Genomic DNA, 20228 nt, shown 5'->3' on the forward strand with positions numbered 1-20228 from the left:
AGAAATTTGATGGCAATTACCGACGTAAAGCAATACGCACACCTCAGCGACGAGGACGTCGAATCGCTAGGGCGCGAACTCGACGCGATCCGCACCGACATCGAGGAGTCCCGCGGCGAGCGCGACGCGCGCTACATTCGCCGCTCGGTCCAGTTGCAACGTGCGCTGGTGGTCGGGGCTCGAATCGTGTTGATGGCCAGCCACAATAAGTACGCGTGGGGCGCTGGGACCGCGATGCTCGGCACCGGCAAGATCATCGAGAACATGGAACTCGGTCACAACATCACTCACGGTCAATGGGATTGGATGAACGACCCGGAGATCCACTCCACCGAATGGGAATGGGATACCACCTCGCCGAGTGTGCATTGGAAGAAGTCGCACAACTTCATCCATCACAAGTACACCAACATCGTCGGCATGGATGACGACGTCGGTTACGGCATCATGCGGGTCACCCGTGATGAGCCCTGGGCGCGGTGGATGATCGGCAACCCGATCTACAACCTGCTGCTGGGCACTCTTTTCGAATGGGGCGTTGCGGCACACGGATTAGAGCTTTCGGCGGTCCGTCGACATGACAAATCCTGGGCGGAGGTGCGCAAAGACGCGCGGATCATCGCCAAAAAGATCGGCAAGCAGGTCGGCAAGGACTATGTCGTTTTTCCGGCATTGGCCGGACGCAACTTCAAGCACACCCTGCGGGCCAACATGGTCGCCAACCTGATCCGCAATTACTGGTCCTATGCGGTGATCTTCTGCGGCCATTTTCCCGACGGCGCCGAGAAGTTCACCAAAGAGGAATTCGACGACGAGTCGCAGGGGGAGTGGTATCTGCGCCAGATGCTGGGATCGGCAAACTTCAACGCCGGGCCGTTGCTGGCATTCATGAGCGGAAACCTGTGCTACCAGATCGAGCACCACCTGTTTCCGGACCTGCCCAGCAATCGCTACTCCGAGATCAGCGTCCGGGTGCGCGAGTTGTGCGAGAAGTACGACCTGCCCTACACCACGGGATCCCTTGGCCGGCAATACATGCAGTCCTTCTGGACAATCCTCAAGCTCGCCCTGCCGGACAAGCTGCTCAAAGGGACGCCGGACGACGCCCCGGAGACCAACTCCGAGTTGAAGTTTCGCGTCCGCGAGGGGCTGCGGGAGAGCTTCGTCGACCCGGCGACCGGTAAACGTCGGGGCTTGCGCACCGCGCTGCGTGAATTGCGGGTCTCTTCGAGGGCGGCGTGAGTGGCTTAACTCTCACCAGTAAAGAAGGCTAGCCTATCCTTAGCTAACCGTGTTATGGTCCCTCGCCATGGCCTCCTCTTCTCCCCCGGTGACCACTGCGCTGCAAAGCATTCTGCGTGACGACCTCAACGTCGACATGACCAGGGTCACGCCCGAAGCGAGACTGATCGACGATGTCGGCTTGGACTCGGTGGCCTTTGCTGTCGGCATGGTCGCCATCGAGGAGCGGCTCGGCGTCGCGCTGTCCGAGGAAGAGCTTTTGACCTGCGACACCGTCGGCGATCTGGATGCGGCGATCGCGGCGAAAACACCCTGATGAGTGAACTCGCGGCAGCGATTACGCGGTCATTGCAGACCGCGACCTCCGAGTTGGCCGTCTTCGACAAGGAGACCTCGGCGTGGCAACGGCGCCCGTGGCCGGAAGTGCACGGGTTAGCCGAAGGAGTTGCGGCCTGGCTGCTTGACCATGACCGCCCCGCCGCGGTCGGTCTCGTCGGCGAACCGACCGTCGAGTTCGTCGCCGCGACCCAGGGCGTCTGGCTAACAGGCGCAGCCATCTCGATCCTGCCGGGGCCGGTGCGTGGCGCCGAGTTGCGGCATTGGGCGGAGTCGACCCTGGCCCGGTTTGCCGAGATCGGTGTCGGTGCCGTCCTGAGCCACGGCTCGCACCTGGAAAGTCTGCAAGCGGTGGCGCGTGCCGACATCGCGGTCGAAGACCTGGCATCGGCGGCCCGCACCACCCGCTCGGGCTCGGGCATACCCCACGCCGGAACCACTGGCCTCGCGATTCTGCAAGGAACGGCGGGGTCGACCGGATCGCCCAAGACCGCGATGATCTCGCCGGGAGCCGTGCTCGGCAACATCCGCGGGGTCGCCGAACGGTTCAGCTTCGACGTGTCCCGCGATGTGGTGTGCTCGTGGCTGCCGCTCTTTCACGATATGGGACTCACCTGCTTGCTCTCCTCGATGCTGGCCGGGTTGCCGCTGTGGTTGGCTTCGCCAACGGCGTTCTCCGCGTCACCGTTCAATTGGCTGAAATGGCTCTCGGAAAGCCGCGCGACGCTCACCGCCGCACCCAACCTTGCCTACAACGTCCTCGGCAAGTACGCGGCGCTGGTGTCCGACGTCGATCTGGGTGCAATGCGGGTGGCGATCAACGGTGGGGAGCCGGTGGACTGCGAAGGGTTTGCGCGATTCGCAGAAGCCATGGCGCCGTTCGGCTTTGACGCGGGTGCGCTGGCGCCGTCGTACGGCCTCGCCGAGTCCACCTGCGCGGTGTCCCTACCTGCGGCGGGTACGGGGTTGGACTTCGCCACCGTTTCCGATGACACCGGTTCGCACAAATACGCTGTCCTGGGCGAGGCGGTCCCCGGCATGGAGATACGCGTCGTGTCCGGCGATCGCCGTGCTGGCAACACCGACCGCGAGATCGGCGAGATCGAGATTCGCGGTACCTCGATGATGGATGGCTACCTCGGTCACCCGGCCATCGATCGCGACGATTGGTTCCCCACCGGCGATTTGGGCTTCTTCGGCGACGGGGGGCTCGTCGTGTGTGGCCGAGCCAAGGAAATCATCTCGATTGCGGGACGCAACATCTTCCCGACGGAGATCGAGCTGATCGCCGCCCAAGTCGACGGGGTGCGGGAAGGTTGCGTGGTTGCCCTGGGCACCGGCGCACGATCCGCGCGTCCGGGCCTGGTCGTCGCGGCCGAGTTCAAGGGCGATGACCAGCGCCAGGCCCGCACCGAAGTGATTCAGCGCATCGCGTCGGTGTGCGGAATCGTGCCGGCCGACGTGGTGTTGATGTCGCCGGGATCCCTGCCGCGCACCTCGTCGGGCAAACTACGCCGGCTGGAAGTGCGGCGAACACTCGAGCTGGTGGACTGACATGACCGCGACAAGCCAGATCGTTTTCGATACCGACTATCGCGCGCTGCTGTCCGAGGCGTTTGACGACCGCGTCACCGAGTGGACGTCCGAAGCCGAGGCGCAGCAGCGTTTTCCGCGCAAGCTGATCGAGCATCTGGGATCAAGCGGCGTCTTCGCCGCCAAGTGGACTGACCAAACTCAGCCCGATGTCAACAAGCTCGTCGAGCTCGCCCTCGCCCTGGGCCACCTGGCTTCGGCCGGTATCGGAGTGGGCGTCAGCCTGCATGACTCGGCCATCGCGCTGCTGCGCCGCTTCGGCAAGTCGGATTATCTGAAGGACATCTGCGAGAAGGCGATTCGGGGTGAGGCGGTGCTCTGCATCGGCGCCTCGGAAGAATCCGGCGGATCGGATCTGCAGATCGTCGAAACCGAGGTTCGTTCGCACGACGGCGGTTTCGCGGTCCGGGGCATCAAGAAGTTCGTGTCGCTGTCTCCGATCGCGGACCACATCATGGTCGTGGCGCGCAGCGTCGACCACGACTCGTCCAGCCGGCATGGCAACGTCGTGGTGGTGGCGGTGCCGACCACGCATGTCAACGTGCAACAGCCCTACAACAAGGTGGGTGCCGGGCCGCTGGACACCGCGGCGGTGCACATCGATACCTGGGTTCCGGCCGACGCGATGGTCGCGCGGGCCGGCACCGGACTGGCGGCCATCAGTTGGGGTTTGGCGCACGAGCGCATGTCGATCGCGGGCCAGATCGCGGCTTCGTGCCAGCGGGTGATCGGAATTACCTTGGCCCGCATGATGACTCGACGCCAATTCGGCCACACGCTGTTCGAACATCAGGCGTTGCGGCTACGAATGGCGGACCTGCAAGCGCGTGTCGACCAGCTGCGCTTCGCGCTGCATGGCATCGCCGCTCAGGGGCGGCTGGATCTGCGGGCGGCCGCGGGTATCAAGGTCACCGCGGCACGGCTGGGCGAAGAAGTCATCGGCGAGTGCATGCACATCTTCGGTGGGGCCGGCTATCTCGTCGACGAGACACCCCTTGGCAGGGTGTGGCGAGACATGAAGCTGGCCCGGGTCGGCGGCGGCACCGACGAAGTCCTCTGGGAGTTGGTCGCGGCCGGCATGAAAGCCGACCACGACGGCTACGAGGACTGGGTCGGACGCTCCAACGCGTAGAGCACCATGCGCCGGTTCGGCGCGTCGTGCTCGCCGAGCGACCGGCATCCGACGTACTCGCACAGGCGGCGCACGGTGGTGTTGCGGTGATCGGGGTCGAACATGATCCGCTCGCAGCGTGGTTGCAGCGCGAACACGCTGGCCACGATCCGCGGTAGCAGTCGCGGGCCGAATCCCCGATTCACCAGCCTCAGGTCCGCGATGGCCGCGTGTAACCCGATGTCATAAGGATGGGCCTCATAGTGGCGAGAGATCATGTCCTTTGCCGCCCAATAGATCTCAAGGTAGGCGCACGCTTCGTCGCGCAGGGCTGCGATCAGCGGCAGCGAATAGGTCCCCGCGAGCTGCGCGTCGAGGTGCTGGCGCCACCGCGACTCCGGCCAGGCGTACTCCCAGGTCTCGGCGAGATGGGGGCGATTCATCCACTCCGACACCATCTCTGCGTCGTCGCTTACCGCGGCACGCAGGTCGTATGGCGGCTCCAGCGAGGGGACCGGAAGCGGGCCGACGCGCTGCACATCGTCGGACAAGTCCTTGCGTTCGCGCTTCAGTACCTGGGTCGACGCGTCGTCGGTCTGGGTGCTTGAGGCTCCGTTCATCGTTTGCTGACCTTACCCGAGCGTGGTTTCGCGGTTAGGTTAGGCATGCCAAACCGCAGGAGGCCGCGCCTACCAGCCGCGTCGAGTGTGCGTCCTTGGCGTTGAGTGTGCGGTGAGGGCGGGGACGCGCCGGTCAAGGCCGCCGTGGATGCACACTCGAATCCCTGAGCACCCGTCGTGGGCAGCGACAGTGACGTTTGCTTGGCCGTCGGGGCGGTAATATCGCAGGGCCCAGGCGCGAGTGGCGGAATTGGTAGACGCGCTGGATTTAGGTTCCAGTGTCTTAGGACGTGGGGGTTCGAGTCCCCCCTTGCGCACTCCGGCGTTTCAGCCGTGAATCCCGTGCACCGGACCACCGCGCCTCGACCCGGCCACCGAGCGTCAGCTATGGTAAGGCAACCCTTAGTTTCAGGGTAAATGGTCGTGGCGGAACTCCCCGCTGCGGGAGAGGACCGCCGATGGCACGCGGGTTCCAGGGCGCGATATTGCGCGGTTTCGGCGCGCGCGATCACACCGCAACCGTGCTCGAAACCGTGCAGATAGCACCGCATTTCGTGCGGGTGCGGATGGAGTCGTCGACCCTGTTCGAAGACGTGGAGGCCGAGCCCGCCGCGTGGTTGCGATTCTGGTTCCCGGACCCCGCCGGATCGAATACCGAGTTCCAGCGGGGCTACACGATCTCCGAGGCCGACGCCCCCGCCGGCCGTTTCGCGGTCGACGTCGTGTTGCACGAACCCGCCGGCCCGGCGTCGACGTGGGCCCGCACGGTCCAACCCGGCACCACGATCGCGGTGATGTCGCTGATGGGTTCGTCGCGGTTCGACCCGCCCGAGGAGCAGCCGGCCGGCTATCTGCTGATCGGCGACTCGGCGTCGATCCCCGGCATGAACGGCATCATCGGCACGATTCCCGACGACGTGCCGATCGAGATGTACCTCGAGCAGCACGACGACAACGACCCCGCGATCCCGATCACCTCGCATCCCCGGCTGCGGGTGCGCTGGGTCCGCCGCACCGACGAGAAATCGCTGGCCGACGCGATCGAGACCCGCGACTGGTCGAACTGGTATGCCTGGGCGACGCCCGAGGCCACCACCCTGAAGCACGTCCGCAAGCGGCTCAAGGAAACGTTCGGCTTCCCCAAGTCCGAGGTCCACGCGCAGGCGTACTGGAGCGCCGGGCGCGAAATGGGCACCACCCGCGGCGGCGAGGCGGAGACCGCCGACGTGCCCAGCGCCGAGAGTGCGCCGGAAAGCGTTGCGGCCCTTCCCGAGACACCGCCGGCCGCCGTCGACGAAGCGGCCGCCGCCAACGCCGGCAACTGGCGCGCGCAGGCCGCCGGCCGGTTGCTCGCGCCGCTGCGATCGGCGCTGATCGTCTCCGGCGTGCTGCAGGCCGTGATCACGCTCGTGCAACTCGCACCGTTCGTGCTGCTGGTCGAGTTGGCCCGGCTACTGGTGACGGGTGCCGACGCGTCGCGATTGTGGGACGTCGGAATCGCCGCCGTGGCGCTGCTGGGTTTGGGCACCGTCCTGGGTGCGGCCCTCACCCTGTGGCTGCACGTCATCGACGCGCGGTTCGCCAGCGAGCTGCGCTCGCGGCTGTTGAGCAAGATGTCGCGGCTGCCGCTGGGCTGGTTCACCGCCCGCGGGTCGGGTTCGATCAAGCAACTGGTGACCGACGACACGCTGTCGCTGCACTATCTGGTCACCCACGCGATCCCGGACGCGGTCAATGCGATCGTCGCGCCGGTGGCGGTGCTGGTCTATCTGTTCACCGTCGACTGGCGGGTGGCCCTGGTCTTGTTCGGGCCGGTGCTGGTCTATCTCGTGATGGCGTCGGCGCTGTCGATCCAATCCGGCCCGAAGATCGCTCAATCGCAGCGCTGGGCCGAAAGAATGACCGGGGAGGCCGGCGCCTACCTCGAAGGCCAGCCGGTCATCCGCGTCTTCGGCGGCGCGGCGGCGTCGAGCTTCCGGCGCCGGTTGGACGAGTACGTCGGCTTCCTGGTGGCCTGGCAGCGCCCGCTGGCCGGCAAGAAAACCGCGATGGATCTGGCCACCCGCCCGTCCACCTTCCTGTGGCTGATCTCGGTCATCGGCACCTTGCTGGTCGTCACGCACCGGATGGATCCGGTCAACCTGCTGCCGTTCTTGTTGCTGGGCACCACCTTCGGTGTCCGCCTGCTCGGCATCGCCTACGGACTCGGCGGCATCCGCACCGGATTGCTAGCCGCCCGGCGTCTCCAAATCGCGCTCGACGAGCAAGACCTCGGGGTAGCAGAACGGCCGGGCGCACCGAGCGGCGACACGGCGGCCACCGTGGTGTTCGACCGCGTCGGCTTCAGCTACCGCCCCGGGGTCCCGGTGATCCAGGACGTATCCCTGGAGCTGCGCCCGGGCACGGTGACCGCGCTCGTCGGCCCGTCCGGATCCGGGAAGTCGACGCTGGCGGCGCTGCTGGCCCGGTTCCACGACGTCGAGCACGGCGCGATACGTGTTGGGGGACAAGATATCCGGTCGCTGACCGCCGACGAGCTCTACACGCGGGTCGGCTTCGTGCTGCAGGAAACCCAACTCGTGCACGGCACTGTCGCGGAGAACATCGCGTTGGCCGTCCCGGATGCCACCCTCGAACAGATCCAGGCCGCGGCCCGCGAGGCGCAAATCCACGACCGGGTGCTGCGGCTGCCACAGGGTTACGACACCATGCTGGGCGCCAATGCCGCGCTGTCGGGCGGTGAGCGGCAACGCCTCACCATCGCCCGCGCGATCCTTGCCGACACCGGAGTCCTGATCCTCGACGAAGCCACCGCGTTCGCCGACCCGGAGTCGGAATACCTTGTGCAGCAAGCACTTAACCGGCTGACCCACGATCGGACCGTGTTGGTGATCGCCCACCGCCTGCACACCATCACCCGGGCCGACCAGATCGTCGTGCTCGATCACGGACAGATCGCCGAACGCGGCACCCACGAGGAGTTGCTCGCCGCCGACGGTCGGTATCGCCGATTGTGGGACACCGGCCAGGGCAATCCGGTGGCCGTGACGGGGGCGGCGCAGGAGGGCGGGCGATGATTCGCACCTGGATAAGCCTGGTTCCGGCGGACCGCCGCGCGAAGGTGACCGCCTACGCGGTGCTCGCGTTCGTGTCGGTCGTCGTGCGCGCGGTCGGCGCCGTCCTGCTCGTCCCGTTGGTGGGGGCGTTGTTCAGTGACGCACCGCAGCGCGCGTTGGCGTGGCTGGGCTGGCTGTCCGTCGCGACCGTGACCGGATGGATCGTCGACACCATCACCGCGCGGACCAGCTTCGATTTGGGCTTCGCGGTGCTCGACCATTCGCAGCACGATGTGGCGGACCGGCTTCCGGGCGTTCGGCTGGACTGGTTCACCCCCGAGAACACCGCGCTGGCCCGTCAGGCGATTGCGGCAACCGGCCCGGAGCTCGTCGGTCTGGTGGTCAACCTGCTGACGCCGCTGACGACTTCGGTGCTGCTGCCCGCGGTCATCGGCCTGGCGCTGTTGCCCATCTCGTGGCAGCTCGGCGTGGCGGCGCTGGCCGGTGTGCCTCTGTTGCTGGGAGCGCTGTGGGCCTCGCTTCGCTTGACGCGCCGCGCCGACACCGCGGCCGGCGACGCCAATTCCGCGCTGACCGAACGGATCATCGAGTTCGCGCGGACCCAGCAGGCGCTGCGCGCCGCGCGGCGGGTCGAGCCGGCCCGCAGCCTGGTCGGCTCCGCGCTGGCCGAGCAGCACAGCGCGACGATGCGGCTGCTCGGCATGCAGATCCCCGGCCAGCTGCTGTTCAGTGTCGCCAGTCAGCTGGCCCTGATCGTGCTGGCCGGCACCACCACGGCGCTGACCGTGGACGGCACACTCAGCGTGGCCGAGGCGGTCGCCCTGATCGTCGTGATCGCCCGCTACCTCGAGCCGTTCACCACCGTCAGCGAGCTGGCGCCCGCGCTGGAGAGCACCCGCGCCACCCTTGACCGCATCCGTGGCGTGCTGACCGCGCCGGCCGTGGCGGCCGGGGCCGCCGGCTTGTCGGACGCGGTGGTCGCCCCGCGCATCGAATTCGATGACGTCGCGTTCGGCTACGACGGTGCCAGCACCCCGGTGCTGGACGGCGTCAGCTTCGCCCTGGAGCCGGGAACCACGACGGCGATCGTCGGGCCGTCGGGTTCCGGAAAGAGCACGATCCTGGCGCTGATCGCCGGGCTGCACCAACCGACCCGCGGCCGCGTCGTCGTCGATGGCGCCGACGCCGCCACGCTGAACACCGAGGCGCGCCGCGCGGTCAGCAGCGTCGTCTTCCAGCACCCGTACCTGTTCCACGGCACGATCCGGGACAACATCTTCGCCGGTAACCCCACCGCCGGCGACGACCAGTTCGGCCGGGCCGTCGCGCTGGCGCGGGTCGACGAGCTGATCGGCCGGTTGCCCGACGGTGCCGACACCGTCGTCGGCGAGGCCGGCTCGGCGTTGTCCGGCGGCGAGCGGCAACGGGTCAGCATCGCGCGGGCCTTGTTGAAGGCCGCTCCCGTGCTGCTGGTCGACGAGGCGACCAGCGCCCTGGACACCGAGAACGAGGTTGCGGTGGTCGACGCGCTGACCGCCGACCCGCAAGCGCGCACCCGCGTGATCGTGGCGCATCGGTTGGCGAGTATTCGCCACGCCGATCGCGTGCTGTTCGTCGACAACGGACGGGTGTCCGAGGACGGCTCGATCGACGAATTGCTAGCCGCCGGTGGCCGATTCAGTGAGTTCTGGCGGCGGCAGCACGAGGCAGCGGACTGGCACATCGTCGCCGAATAGGCCACGGCGGATGGCTCTTGCCGAATGCCTTACAGTTGATCAGTCAGTCAGCTGGTTGAGTCCTGGAGGCGTGGTTGCTTATGAGTGCTGTGGTGTCGATTCCGCGGTACCCCGGCGATGTGACACCCGCATGGTTATCCGCAGCACTGAGCGAACGCCACACGCCGGTCGAGGTGTCGCACGTCGACGTGGTGGCAATCGGCACGGGCCAGACCGGGGCGACCTATCGCGTGACGGCGCAATACGGCTCGGATCCCGGGGAGCTGCCGGAAACATTCGTGATCAAGCTGCCCGCCCAAGACGACACTGTGCGCGACCGCGTCGTGATCGGCTACCGCAGCGAGTGTGCGTTCTACACCACGGTGGCCGACCGCGTGCGGGTGCCGACTCCGAGCTGCTTCTACTGCCAGATCACCGACGACGCCATGGAATACGCGCTGCTGCTCGCCGACCAGGCGCCCGCGGTGCAGGGAGACCAGATCGCGGGCTGCGGCGAGCAGGAAGCGCGGCTGTCGGTGGTGGCGCTGGCCGGCTTGCACGGCCCCAGCTGGTGCGACCCGTTCTGGCTGGATCTTCCCGGGCTGGCGTTTCCCCGCCCGGATGAAGCTGGGGCCCAGGGCCTCGGCGACGTGGCGAAGATGAGCGCCGACATCACCCTGGAAAAGCTGGGTGACCGGATGAGCGCCGAAGACCGCGAGACCTTCACCACGACAATGGGTTTGGTGACGCCGTGGCTGTCTACCGAGCGGGATCGCTTCGCGCTGCTGCACGGTGACTACCGGCTCGACAATCTGCTGTTCGACCCGGCGCACACCTGGGTGAGTGTGGTCGACTGGCAGACGCTCGGCGTGGGTCTTCCGGCGCGGGATCTCGCGTATTTCACTGCGACGAGCCTGAATTCGGAGTTGCGGGCGGCAATCGAGAAAGACCTCGTCGACGAATATCATCGGGCGCTCTTGGGTTATGGCGTTACCGGCTACGACCGCGAAACATGTTGGCGCGATTACCGACTCGGTATGCCGCAGGCGCTGCTGATCTCCGCCCTCGGGTTCGCCTTCGCCACCTCTACCGAACGCGGTGACGACATGGTGCTCGCGATGCTCGGTCGCGGCTGCCAGGCGGTCCGTGATCTGGGGACGCTGGAACTGCTCAGCTGAGCGGAGGTTACCGGCTGAACCGGCCGTCGAGATACTCGGCCCGGCACGCGTTGCGGGCGAGTTTGCCGCTGGTGGTGCGCGGAATCGCGCCGGCGGCGACGAGCCGGATGTCGGCCAGCCGGACCTGATGCTCACGGGCAACCGCGGCCCGCACGGTCGCGGCGATCGCCTCGGGATCCGCGCGCCCGACCCCCGCGGCACGTTCGGCGACGACGACCAGCTGCTCGGCGGAGCCGCCGTCGGCGGCGTCGGCCGGCACCGCGAACGCGGCCACGTAGCCGGTCCGGATGGCCGCTGAGGAATGGCTGACCGTGGTTTCGATGTCGTGCGGGTAGTGGTTGCGACCGTCGATGATGACGAGGTCTTTTATCCGTCCCGTCAGGTAGATCTCGCCGTCGATGTACACCCCGAGATCGCCGGTGGCCAGCCAGTAGCAGTTGTCCGGGGCACCCTCGGCGTGGCTGCCCCGCTCGAGCCGAGCCTGCAGCTTGTTGCCGAACGTGCGTTGTGATTCTTCCTCGCGCCCGAAATAGCCGCGGGCGATGTTGTTGCCGTGCAGCCAGATCTCCCCGACGGCGCCGTCCGGCACCTCGGCACCGTCCGGGCTGGCGATCACCCCCCAGACGTCCCGGAAGGGCCGGCCGCACGAGACATAGGCGACCGCACCTTGAGCGTCCGGCTCGACGATCACCGCCTGCCCGGCGGCGAGCTGAACACGGTCGAGAAATACCCCGTGGGCCGCCGCGTCCGTGGCGGTCATGGCCACGCCCAGCGTCGCCTCCGCCATCCCGTAGGCCGGTTTGACCGCCGTCGCGGGCAGACCGTGTGGGGCGAACGCCTCCGTGAATTTCTCGATGGCCGACATGGTCACCGGCTCGGAGCCGTTGAGCAGGCCAACCACGTTGTGCAGGTCAATGGCGACACCGTCGGGGGGTAGTCCCCGTTCGGCGGCCAACTCGTACGCGAAATTGGGCGCGGCCGCGAACGTCGGGCCGTTGGCGGCCTCCGCGCTCAGCTCTTTGATCCACCGGAAAGGCCGACGGACGAATGCCATCGGGTCCAGCAGCGTGAGGTACTCGCCACCGCACAACGCCGGGAACATGATCATGATCAAGCCCATGTCGTGGTAGAGCGGCAACCAGCTGACGCTGTGAGTGTTTGGGTGCAGGTCGGCGCCCAGGATCATCTGCAGCACGTTGGTAATCACCGCGCGATGCGTGACTTCCACGCCGGCCGGGCTGCGCGTCGACCCCGAGGTGTACTGCAGATACGCAATATCGTCCGTGGCGATCGTGGGCTCGGTGAACATCGAGGCCAGCGACGGCGGAATCGCGTCGACCGCGATCAAGCGCGGCCGCCCGACCACCGGATGCGCGCGCAGCGATTGCCGCACGGACTCGGCAGCCGCGGTGGTCGTCAACACCACGGCGGGCCGCGCGTCGGCCAGCACCGCGGTCAACCGCTCGGTATGGCCGGCCAGGGTTGGCGCGAACAGCGGGACCGCGATGTTGCCCGCGTGGACGGCGGCGAAGAACGAGGCCACGTACTCGAGACCCTGTGGCGCCAAGATCGCGACGCGGTCTCCGGGCTTGGCGACTTGCTGGAGGCGGGCGCCGATCGCGCGCACCTGGGTCCACAGCTCATTCCAGCTCAGATCGAGGACGCGGCCATCCTGCTCTTTCGCGTAGTCGATGAACCGGTATGACGGACGGTCCCCGAATGCAGCCCGGTTCTGATCGAAGAACGAGGTGAGTGTCAACCCGTCGGGCAAGGCAATCGAGCCGTCGGCGAGGACGTAATCGTTTATGTCAGCCACTAGTGGCTTAACAGCATCAATCGACAAATGGGGCCGTCCCATGTTGAGAGAATAAGAGTGGTACTTAGTCTTTTGCTCCACCGGGTGGGTGTGTCGCCCAGGTCGTTCAATAACGATGTGGTGTATCTCACATTACGGCGCCGTAATGACCAGCGAATTCGGTCTGCAATATCCCGCTGCATCGGCCGTTGTCGACACGAAATGCGTTGGCGCGACTCGTGGCTCACCGACGGCGCCGCGACTACCTACGCCCGCGCGTTGGGCATCGGCCGTAAGCGCGGTGCCAAACGTCGGGCGCGCTCGGCCACGCGTCAGTATTGGCTGGAGCCCTGATCCACCCGGATCTGTGCCGCGGTGACCTTGCGTGACTCGTCGCTGGCCAGCCAGCACACGGCGTCGGCGATCTCTTCCGGCTCGGCAACCCAGTCGGGCAGAAACGGCGTCAGGACGTGTGCCAGCTGGGGGTTGGTTTCCATCGCCCTGGCCACCGCCTCGACCATGTCGCCGGATCCCATCTGCGTGTTCACCGGGCCGGGGTGGACGCTGTTGACCCGGATCGAATGTTTACCCAGTTCGGCGGCGAAGGCCCGGGCCAGCCCGGTGACGGCGTGCTTGCTCGCGGTGTAGTGCACCATGAACGGCTGCTGTTTCGCCCCGGCCGCCGAGCTGATCAGGATGATCGACCCGCCGCGACCGCCTTCGATGATCTTGTCCGCGCCGGCCATCACGGTGTTCCAGGTGCCCGTCACGTTGATGTCCAGCACGTCGCCGAAGTTTTCGGACGTGATCTCGTTCCACGGCTGGGGAGCCGCAATCCCGGCGTTGGCCACGATGATGTCCAGACGTCCCAGTGCCGCGACGCCGTCGTCGACGGCCGCCCGCAGCGCTTCCAGGTCGCGCGTGTCGACAACCGAAGCGACGATGCGGCGGTTGGTCTCCTCAACCAGGCGAACGGTTTCGGCGAGATCTTCCTCCGTCGCCGGATCGTAGGGAACGCACGACGGCAGCTTGCCGGCGATGTCGACGGCGATGATGTCGGCGCCTTCCTGGGCCATCCGCACGGCATGCGCGCGGCCCTGGCCGCGCGCCGCTCCGGTGATGAAAGCGACTCGGCCCTCAAGCTTGCCTGCCATTAACGCTCCTTCGATGTAGCTCGTTGGGCCGCCTTGACGAGATTCGACCCGATGATCAGCCGCTGGATCTCACTGGTGCCCTCGTACAACCGCAACAAGCGCACATCGCGGTAGATGCGCTCGACGGTAACGCCCCGCATGTAACCGCTGCCGCCGTGAATCTGGACCGCGAGATCCGCTACATTGCCCGCCATTTCGGTGCAGAAAACCTTCGCGGCCGACGGCGCAATCCGGCGATCCTCGTCGGCGACCCACAATCGTGCGGCATCGCGCACCAGTGCGCGTCCGGCCATCACCCCGGTCTGCTGATCGGCCAGCATCGCCTGCACCAACTGGAAGCTTCCGATCGGTGTCCCACCCTGAGTCGCGGTGGCGGCGTACGCGACGGATTCGTCGAGGGCGCGCGTCGCCGCACCGACCGCGAGCGCGGCGATGTGGACCCGGCCGCGCGCCAGCGAGGTCATCGCCGCCCGATAGCCGACGTCTTCGCTGCCGCCGATCAGCGCATCGGATCCGACGCGAACGTCGGTGAAGTTGACGTCGGCCGTCCAGGCGCCTTCCTGGCCCATCTTGGCGTCCTTGACGCCCACCTCGACGCCCGCGGTGTCCGCGGGAACCAGGAAGACGGCGATCCCCGGGCCTTGGTCGTCGGCGGGGCGGGTGCGCGCGAACACCACGAACAGATCGGCGACGGGCGCGTTGGTGATGAAGCGCTTCTGGCCCGAGATCACCCACTCGTCGTTGTCGCGGACGGCTTTGGTGCGCAAACCGGCCGGGTTTGATCCGGCGCCGGGTTCGGTCAGCGCGAAGGAGGCGACGACGTCACCGGACGCGATGGCCTCCAGCCAGCGCGATTTCTGTTCGTCGGTACCGAACCCGACCAGCACCTGCCCGGCGATGCCGTTGTTGGTGCCGAACATCGAACGCAGTGCCAACGACGTGTAGCCCAACTCCATCGCCAACTCGGCGTCCTGCATCAGGTTGAGGCCGAGGCCGCCCCACTCCTGGGGAATCGCGTAGCCGAACAGCCCCATCTTCTTGGCCTCGTCGCGCAGGTCGTCGGGGACGCGGTCCTCATCGAGAATCTCCTGCTCGCGCGGAACAACCGCGGTGCGTACGAATTGCCTTGTCTGAGCGAGGATCTCACGGAAATCGTCGTCCGATACTGCTGTGGATTCGGTGGTCGCCATTGGCTCCACACTCCTCTCCCTGCCCGGGACACCCCGGTCCAGGGCAGGATCCTATATCAAATATGATATTTGCCTTGAGGGGCCCGGCAGTAGGCGAAAACAGTGAAGGATGTGGATCCAGGTGTCTTTGTTGACAGGTCAGACGGCGGTAATCACAGGCGGAGCGCAAGGACTGGGTCTGGCCATCGCGGAGCGCTTTGTGGCCGAGGGGGCGCGCGTTGTGCTCGGCGACGTCAACCTCGAGGAAACCGAAGTCGTGGCCAAGCAGCTGGGCGGTGACGACGTCGCCGTCGCGGTCCGTTGCGATGTCACGCAGTCGTCTGACGTCGAAACCCTGATTCAGACCGCGGTCGAGCGTTTCGGCGGCCTGGACATCATGGTCAACAACGCCGGGATCACCCGTGACGCGACGATGCGCAAGATGACCGAGGACCAGTTCGATCAGGTCATCAACGTGCATCTGAAGGGAACCTGGAACGGCACTCGGCTGGCCGCGGCGATCATGCGGGAGAACAAGCGGGGCGCGATCATCAACATGTCCTCGGTGTCGGGGAAGGTCGGCATGGTCGGTCAGACCAACTACTCGGCGGCCAAGGCCGGCATCGTCGGCATGACCAAGGCGGCGGCCAAGGAGTTGGCCTACCTGGGTGTGCGGGTGAACGCCATTGCCCCCGGTTTGATCCGTTCTGCCATGACAGAGGCTATGCCGCAACGCATTTGGGATTCGAAGGTCGCCGAGGTGCCGATGGGCCGGGCCGGCGAGCCCAGCGAGGTCGCCAGCGTGGCGCTGTTCCTGGCGTCCGACCTGTCGTCGTACATGACCGGCACCGTCATGGAAATCACCGGCGGCCGCCACCTATGAGGGCAATCCGCGCGGTCGTCATCTGCGAGCCCGTCCGGACGCCGATCGGCCGCTACGGCGGAATGTTCAAATCGCTTACCGCCGGTGACCTTGGTGTCGCGGCCCTGAAGGGACTGCTCGAGCGCTCCGGGCTGGCGCCCGACGCGGTGCAAGACGTCGTTCTCGGCCACTGCTATCCCAACAGCGATGCGCCGGCGATCGGGCGCGTGGTGGCGTTGGATGCCGGCTTACCGGTGACGGTGCCCGGCATGCAGGTCGACCGCCGCTGCGGGTCGGGCCTGCAGGCAGTGATCCAGGCGTGCCTGCAGGTGGGCGCCGGCGACCATGACCTCGTCGTCGCCGGGGGATGCGAAAGCATGAGCAACGTCGCCTTCTACTCCACCGACATGCGTTGGGGACCCCCCCGCAACGGCGTACAACTGCATGATGGATTGGCCCGGGGACGCACGACCGCCGGCGGCCGCCACTATCCGGTTGCGGGTGGGATGCTCGAGACTGCCGAGAATTTGCGCCGCCAGTACGGCATTTCACGCCAGGAGCAGGACGAGCTCGCGGTGCGGTCGCATCAGCGCGCCGTGGCCGCGCAGAAGGACGGCATTCTGGCCGAGGAGATCATTGGAGTTTCGGTACCCACCCGCAACGGCGAGGAACTGATCGACACCGATGAGCATCCCCGCGCCGACACCTCCGTGGAGTCGTTGAGCAAGCTCAAACCGGTTCTGCGGAAAGATGATCCGGAAGCGACGGTGACGGCCGGCAACTCCAGCGGGCAGAACGACGCGGCGTCGATGTGTGTGGTGACCACGCCGGAGAAGGCGGCGGAGTACGGCCTGACGCCGTTGGTCCGCATGGTGTCGTGGGGGCTGGCGGGGGTGGCGCCCAACATCATGGGTATCGGCCCGGTGCCTGCCACCGAGGCCGCGCTGGCCAAAGCGGGCTTGCGGCTGTCCGACATCGACCTGATCGAACTCAACGAAGCCTTTGCGGCCCAGGCCCTTGCGGTGACACGCGAGTGGAATTTCGGCGCCGCCGATTTCGACCGAACAAACGTGCACGGCTCGGGAATCTCGCTGGGCCACCCGGTCGGTGCGACCGGCGGCAGGATGCTGGCCACCCTGGCGCGTGAACTCAACCGTCGCCAGGCGCGCTACGGGCTGGAGACCATGTGCATCGGTGGCGGGCAGGGGCTGGCCGCGATTTTCGAGAGGGTTGTCTGACGTGCAGCCGCTCAGCGGGCTTACCGTCGTCGAGATATCCAGCTTCGTCGCTGCGCCACTGTGCGGTGTGACGCTGAATCAGCTTGGTGCACAGGTGATCCGCGTCGACCCGATCGGCGGGGCCTCGGACGTGAAGCGCTGGCCGCTGGCCGCCGACGGCACGTCGATCTACTGGACCGGGCTGAACAAGGGGAAGCGCTCGGCCAGCATCGATCTGCGTTCGGCTGACGGACAAGAACTGGTCCAGCGGCTGGTCGCCGAGGGCGACGGCATCGTCGTGACGAACGCGGTGCTGCCCTGGCTAAGCCATGATGTGTTGGCCGCCAAGCGTTCCGACGTCATCCACGTGCAGCTGCTCGGGCGCGGCGACGGATCCACCGGGGTCGACTACACCGTCAACGCGGCCATTGGCTATCCGCTGGTCACCGGTCCGGCAAGCCAGGCCGGTCCGATCAACCACGTGCTGCCCGCCTGGGACGTGTGCTGCGGGCTTTATGCGGCGTTGGCGGTTGTCTCCGCGGTGCACCGCCGAGAGCGGTCGGGCGAGGGCGCGCGGATCACCGTCGCGCTGGAGGATGTCGCGCTGGCCACGGCCGGAAACCTGGGATTGTTGACCGAGCCTCAGGTGATCGGAACCCAGCGCGAGCGGCTGGGCAACGCCATCTACGGCCAGTACGGCCAGGACTTCACCAGTTCCGACGGGGCGAGGTTCATGGTTGTCCTCTTGACTCCCAGGCACTTTCGCGACATGGTCGACGTGACCGGAACCGGGTCCGCGGTAGCCGCGCTGGCCGAGGCACTAGGCGCGGACTTCAACGTCGAAGGCGACCGGTACCGATACCGTGACGTGTTGTCCGGCTTGTTCGCCACCTGGTTCGCCGATCACCCGGCCGAACAGGTCACCGCGGCGCTGTCGGAAACCACCGTGTTGTTCGAGCGATACCGCACCTTCGCGCAGGTCGCCGAAGACCCGAAAGTGACTGAAAACCCACTGTTTTCCCCGCTGAACCAACCGGGTGTCGGCGAATATCTGGCCACTGGCTTGCCGGCCGCGTTCGACGGGGTCCACGCCCGCAGCCAGCCCGCGCCCACGCTGGGGCAGGACACCGCCGATGTCCTCGGCCATCACCTGGGCTTGACGCCCGCCGACATCGAGCGGCTCACCAGCGCCAAAACGATCGCCGGAAGGGACCGCCCATGACCAAACTCGCCCAAACCCTCGGACTGACCGAGATCCAAACCGAAATCATCGCTACGGTACGGCAATTCGTGGAGAAGGAAGTCATACCGCACGCCGCCGAACTCGAACGCGGCGACACCTACCCGCAGGAGATCGTCGATCAGATGCGGGACATGGGCCTGTTCGGGCTGATGATCCCACCAGAGTACGGCGGGCTGGGGGAGTCGCTGCTGACCTATGCGCTGTGCGTCGAGGAGCTGGCGCGCGGCTGGATGAGCGTATCCGGGGTGCTCAACACCCACTTCATCGTGGCGTACATGCTGCGTCAGCATGGCACCGACGAACAAAAGCAGCGATTCCTGCCCCGAATGGCAGCCGGCGAGACCCGCGGTGCCTTTTCGATGTCGGAGCCGGAGCTGGGTTCTGATGTGGCGGCGATCCGCACGCGGGCGCGGAGCAACTCCGACGGCACCTACACCATCGATGGTCAGAAAATGTGGCTGACCAACGGCGCCACCTCCACGCTGGTGGCGGTGCTGGTGCGCACGGACGAGGGCTCGGACAAACCGCACCGCAACCTGACCGCGTTCCTGGTCGAGAAGCCGGTCGGGTTCGGCGAAGTCGTTGCAGGCCTGCACATTCCGGGCAAGATCGACAAGCTGGGCTACAAGGGCATCGAAACAACGGAGATGATTTTCGACGGCTATCAGGCCAGCGCCGACGACATTCTCGGCGGCACCACCGGGCAGGGCTTCTTCCAGATGATGGACGGCATCGAAGTCGGCCGGGTCAACGTGTCGGCGCGCGCGTGTGGAGTCGGGATTCGTGCCTTCGAGCTTGCGGTGCGCTACGCGCAACAACGCGAGACGTTCGGCAAACCGATCGCCGAACACCAGGCCATCGCCTTCCAGCTGGCCGAGATGGCGACCAAAGTCGAAGCGGCACACCTGATGATGGTCAACGCCGCGCGCCTGAAGGATTCGGGCGAGCGCAACGACGTCGCCGCCGGGATGGCCAAATATCTATGCAGCGAGTACTGCAACGAGGTCACCCAGCAAAGCTTCCGGATCCACGGTGGCTACGGCTATTCCAAGGAATATGAGATCGAGCGGCTGATGCGCGACGCGCCGTTCCTGCTGATCGGTGAGGGAACCAGCGAAATCCAGAAGAACATCATCAGCAAGCGACTTCTCGCCGAGTACCGGGCGTAAGCAGATGAGCGTTCCGGATTTCGCTGCGCGGCCTCAACTTTCCGAGGACGTCGCGCGGATTATCCGTGGGCGGATATTCGATGGCGTCTATGCCGCCGGGTCTTACGTTCGGCTGGACCAACTCGCGGCCGAGTTGGGGATCAGTGTCACACCGGTTCGCGAGGCGCTGTTCGCGCTGCGCGCAGAAGGGCTGATCGCCCAACAGCCTCGTCGCGGCTTCGTGGTGTTGCCGGTCACCGGCCGGGACGTCACCGACGTCGCGAACGTGCAGGCACATGTGGGTGGGGAGCTGGCCGCGCGGGCCGCGGTCAACATCACCCACGATCAGCTGCATGAGCTCAAGGAACTCCAGGCCCAGCTGGAACAGGCCTATGCCGGCGATGACCACGAGCGGACGGTCCGGCTGAACCACGAGTTTCACCGGGCCATCAATGTCGCCGCGGACTCGCCAAAACTCGCTCAGCTGATGTCGCAGATCACCCGGTACGCTCCCGAATCGGTGTTCCCCTCGATCGAGGGCTGGCCGAGCCAGTCGATCAAGGACCATCGGGAGATCTTGACCGCGCTCGAGATTCACGACGACAAGCTTGCGCGGGCCGCGATGTCGGAACATCTTGCCGCCGGAGCGGTGCCGTTGATCGATCATCTCGTTGCCCGCGGAGTGGTGTCGGACGAGGACTGCGCGAGCGGCTGACCTCCTTAAGCGGAGCATGTGCATGTGCTTTGGGAGGTTGTTGCTGAGACCGT

General features: G+C 66.4%; 16 protein-coding genes and 1 tRNA gene. 13 read left to right on the forward strand and 4 right to left on the reverse strand.

Annotated features, from left to right (window positions below; translation table 11 throughout):
- The first annotated feature begins 9 nt into the window (after window positions 1–9).
- The 4 genes from LMQ14_RS07725 (at window position 10) to mbtN (ending at window position 4303) form a co-directional block, all read left to right on the forward strand.
- A complete protein-coding gene (locus tag LMQ14_RS07725; protein WP_267734175.1) occupies window positions 10–1242 on the forward strand; it encodes a fatty acid desaturase family protein in 1233 nt (410 codons plus the stop codon).
- Between the two features lie 67 nt (window positions 1243–1309).
- Window positions 1310–1558 carry an acyl carrier protein gene (locus LMQ14_RS07730; RefSeq protein WP_267734176.1) on the forward strand — a complete coding sequence of 83 codons (249 nt, stop codon included), beginning with the start codon at window positions 1310–1312 and terminating at the stop codon, window positions 1556–1558.
- Entirely contained in the window at window positions 1558–3132 is a 1575-nt protein-coding gene (gene mbtM / locus LMQ14_RS07735) for a long-chain-fatty acid--ACP ligase MbtM (protein ID WP_267734177.1), read from the forward strand. Before LMQ14_RS07730 ends, mbtM begins: the two co-directional genes overlap by 1 nt.
- 1 nt (window position 3133) lies before the next feature.
- A complete protein-coding gene (gene mbtN, locus LMQ14_RS07740; RefSeq protein ID WP_267734178.1) occupies window positions 3134–4303 on the forward strand; it encodes a mycobactin biosynthesis acyl-ACP dehydrogenase MbtN in 1170 nt (389 codons plus the stop codon).
- Here mbtN and LMQ14_RS07745 read toward each other — a convergent pair.
- The gene (locus LMQ14_RS07745) at window positions 4270–4902 is read right to left on the reverse strand and encodes a GNAT family N-acetyltransferase (RefSeq protein WP_267734179.1); all 633 of its coding nucleotides are present in this window, start codon (window positions 4900–4902) and stop codon (window positions 4270–4272) included. The genes mbtN and LMQ14_RS07745 overlap by 34 nt on opposite strands.
- Before the next feature lie 235 nt (window positions 4903–5137).
- On the opposite strand from LMQ14_RS07745, the gene LMQ14_RS07750 reads away from it, so the two are divergent.
- The 4 genes from LMQ14_RS07750 (at window position 5138) to LMQ14_RS07765 (ending at window position 10872) form a co-directional block, all read left to right on the forward strand.
- Window positions 5138–5219: transfer RNA gene (locus LMQ14_RS07750), tRNA-Leu, on the forward strand.
- 141 nt (window positions 5220–5360) lie between these two features.
- Window positions 5361–7979 carry an ABC transporter ATP-binding protein/permease gene (locus tag LMQ14_RS07755; RefSeq protein ID WP_267734180.1) on the forward strand — a complete coding sequence of 873 codons (2619 nt, stop codon included), beginning with the start codon at window positions 5361–5363 and terminating at the stop codon, window positions 7977–7979.
- A complete protein-coding gene (locus LMQ14_RS07760; RefSeq protein WP_267734181.1) occupies window positions 7976–9715 on the forward strand; it encodes an ABC transporter ATP-binding protein in 1740 nt (579 codons plus the stop codon). Before LMQ14_RS07755 ends, LMQ14_RS07760 begins: the two co-directional genes overlap by 4 nt.
- 80 nt (window positions 9716–9795) lie before the next feature.
- A complete protein-coding gene (locus tag LMQ14_RS07765; protein ID WP_267734182.1) occupies window positions 9796–10872 on the forward strand; it encodes a phosphotransferase family protein in 1077 nt (358 codons plus the stop codon).
- A 7-nt stretch (window positions 10873–10879) separates the two neighbouring features.
- Here LMQ14_RS07765 and LMQ14_RS07770 read toward each other — a convergent pair whose 3' ends face one another.
- The 3 genes from LMQ14_RS07770 to LMQ14_RS07780 all read right to left on the reverse strand — a co-directional run bounded on the left by LMQ14_RS07770 (window position 10880) and on the right by LMQ14_RS07780 (window position 15011).
- The gene (locus tag LMQ14_RS07770) at window positions 10880–12730 is read right to left on the reverse strand and encodes a fatty acyl-AMP ligase (RefSeq protein ID WP_267734183.1); all 1851 of its coding nucleotides are present in this window, start codon (window positions 12728–12730) and stop codon (window positions 10880–10882) included.
- Window positions 12731–12999: 269 nt separating this feature from the next.
- Entirely contained in the window at window positions 13000–13821 is an 822-nt protein-coding gene (locus LMQ14_RS07775; RefSeq protein WP_267734184.1) for a mycofactocin-coupled SDR family oxidoreductase, read from the reverse strand.
- Window positions 13821–15011 carry an acyl-CoA dehydrogenase family protein gene (locus LMQ14_RS07780; protein ID WP_267734185.1) on the reverse strand — a complete coding sequence of 397 codons (1191 nt, stop codon included), beginning with the start codon at window positions 15009–15011 and terminating at the stop codon, window positions 13821–13823. Before LMQ14_RS07780 ends, LMQ14_RS07775 begins: the two co-directional genes overlap by 1 nt.
- 109 nt (window positions 15012–15120) lie before the next feature.
- Between LMQ14_RS07780 and fabG the strand changes: the two genes are divergently transcribed.
- Genes fabG through LMQ14_RS07805 form a run of 5 tightly spaced genes read left to right on the forward strand, consistent with a single transcriptional unit; the run spans window position 15121 to window position 20175 of the window.
- Window positions 15121–15873 (forward strand): 3-oxoacyl-ACP reductase FabG, encoded by a 753-nt coding sequence (gene fabG, locus LMQ14_RS07785; RefSeq protein ID WP_267734186.1) that lies wholly within the window; start codon window positions 15121–15123, stop codon window positions 15871–15873.
- On the forward strand, window positions 15870–17090 hold the full coding sequence (locus tag LMQ14_RS07790) for an acetyl-CoA C-acetyltransferase (RefSeq protein WP_267734187.1): 1221 nt from the start codon (window positions 15870–15872) through the stop codon (window positions 17088–17090). Before fabG ends, LMQ14_RS07790 begins: the two co-directional genes overlap by 4 nt.
- Window positions 17083–18291: a CoA transferase gene (locus tag LMQ14_RS07795; RefSeq protein ID WP_267734188.1), complete on the forward strand. Its 1209-nt coding sequence runs from the start codon at window positions 17083–17085 to the stop codon at window positions 18289–18291. The genes LMQ14_RS07790 and LMQ14_RS07795 overlap by 8 nt, the downstream gene beginning before the upstream one ends.
- A complete protein-coding gene (locus tag LMQ14_RS07800; protein ID WP_267734189.1) occupies window positions 18288–19481 on the forward strand; it encodes an acyl-CoA dehydrogenase family protein in 1194 nt (397 codons plus the stop codon). The genes LMQ14_RS07795 and LMQ14_RS07800 overlap by 4 nt, the downstream gene beginning before the upstream one ends.
- A gap of 4 nt (window positions 19482–19485) precedes the next feature.
- On the forward strand, window positions 19486–20175 hold the full coding sequence (locus LMQ14_RS07805) for a GntR family transcriptional regulator (RefSeq protein ID WP_267734190.1): 690 nt from the start codon (window positions 19486–19488) through the stop codon (window positions 20173–20175).
- Window positions 20176–20228 lie beyond the last annotated feature (53 nt).

This window comes from Mycobacterium sp. Aquia_213 (genome assembly GCF_026625985.1).
In the GTDB taxonomy this organism is placed as follows: Bacteria; Actinomycetota; Actinomycetes; order Mycobacteriales; family Mycobacteriaceae; genus Mycobacterium.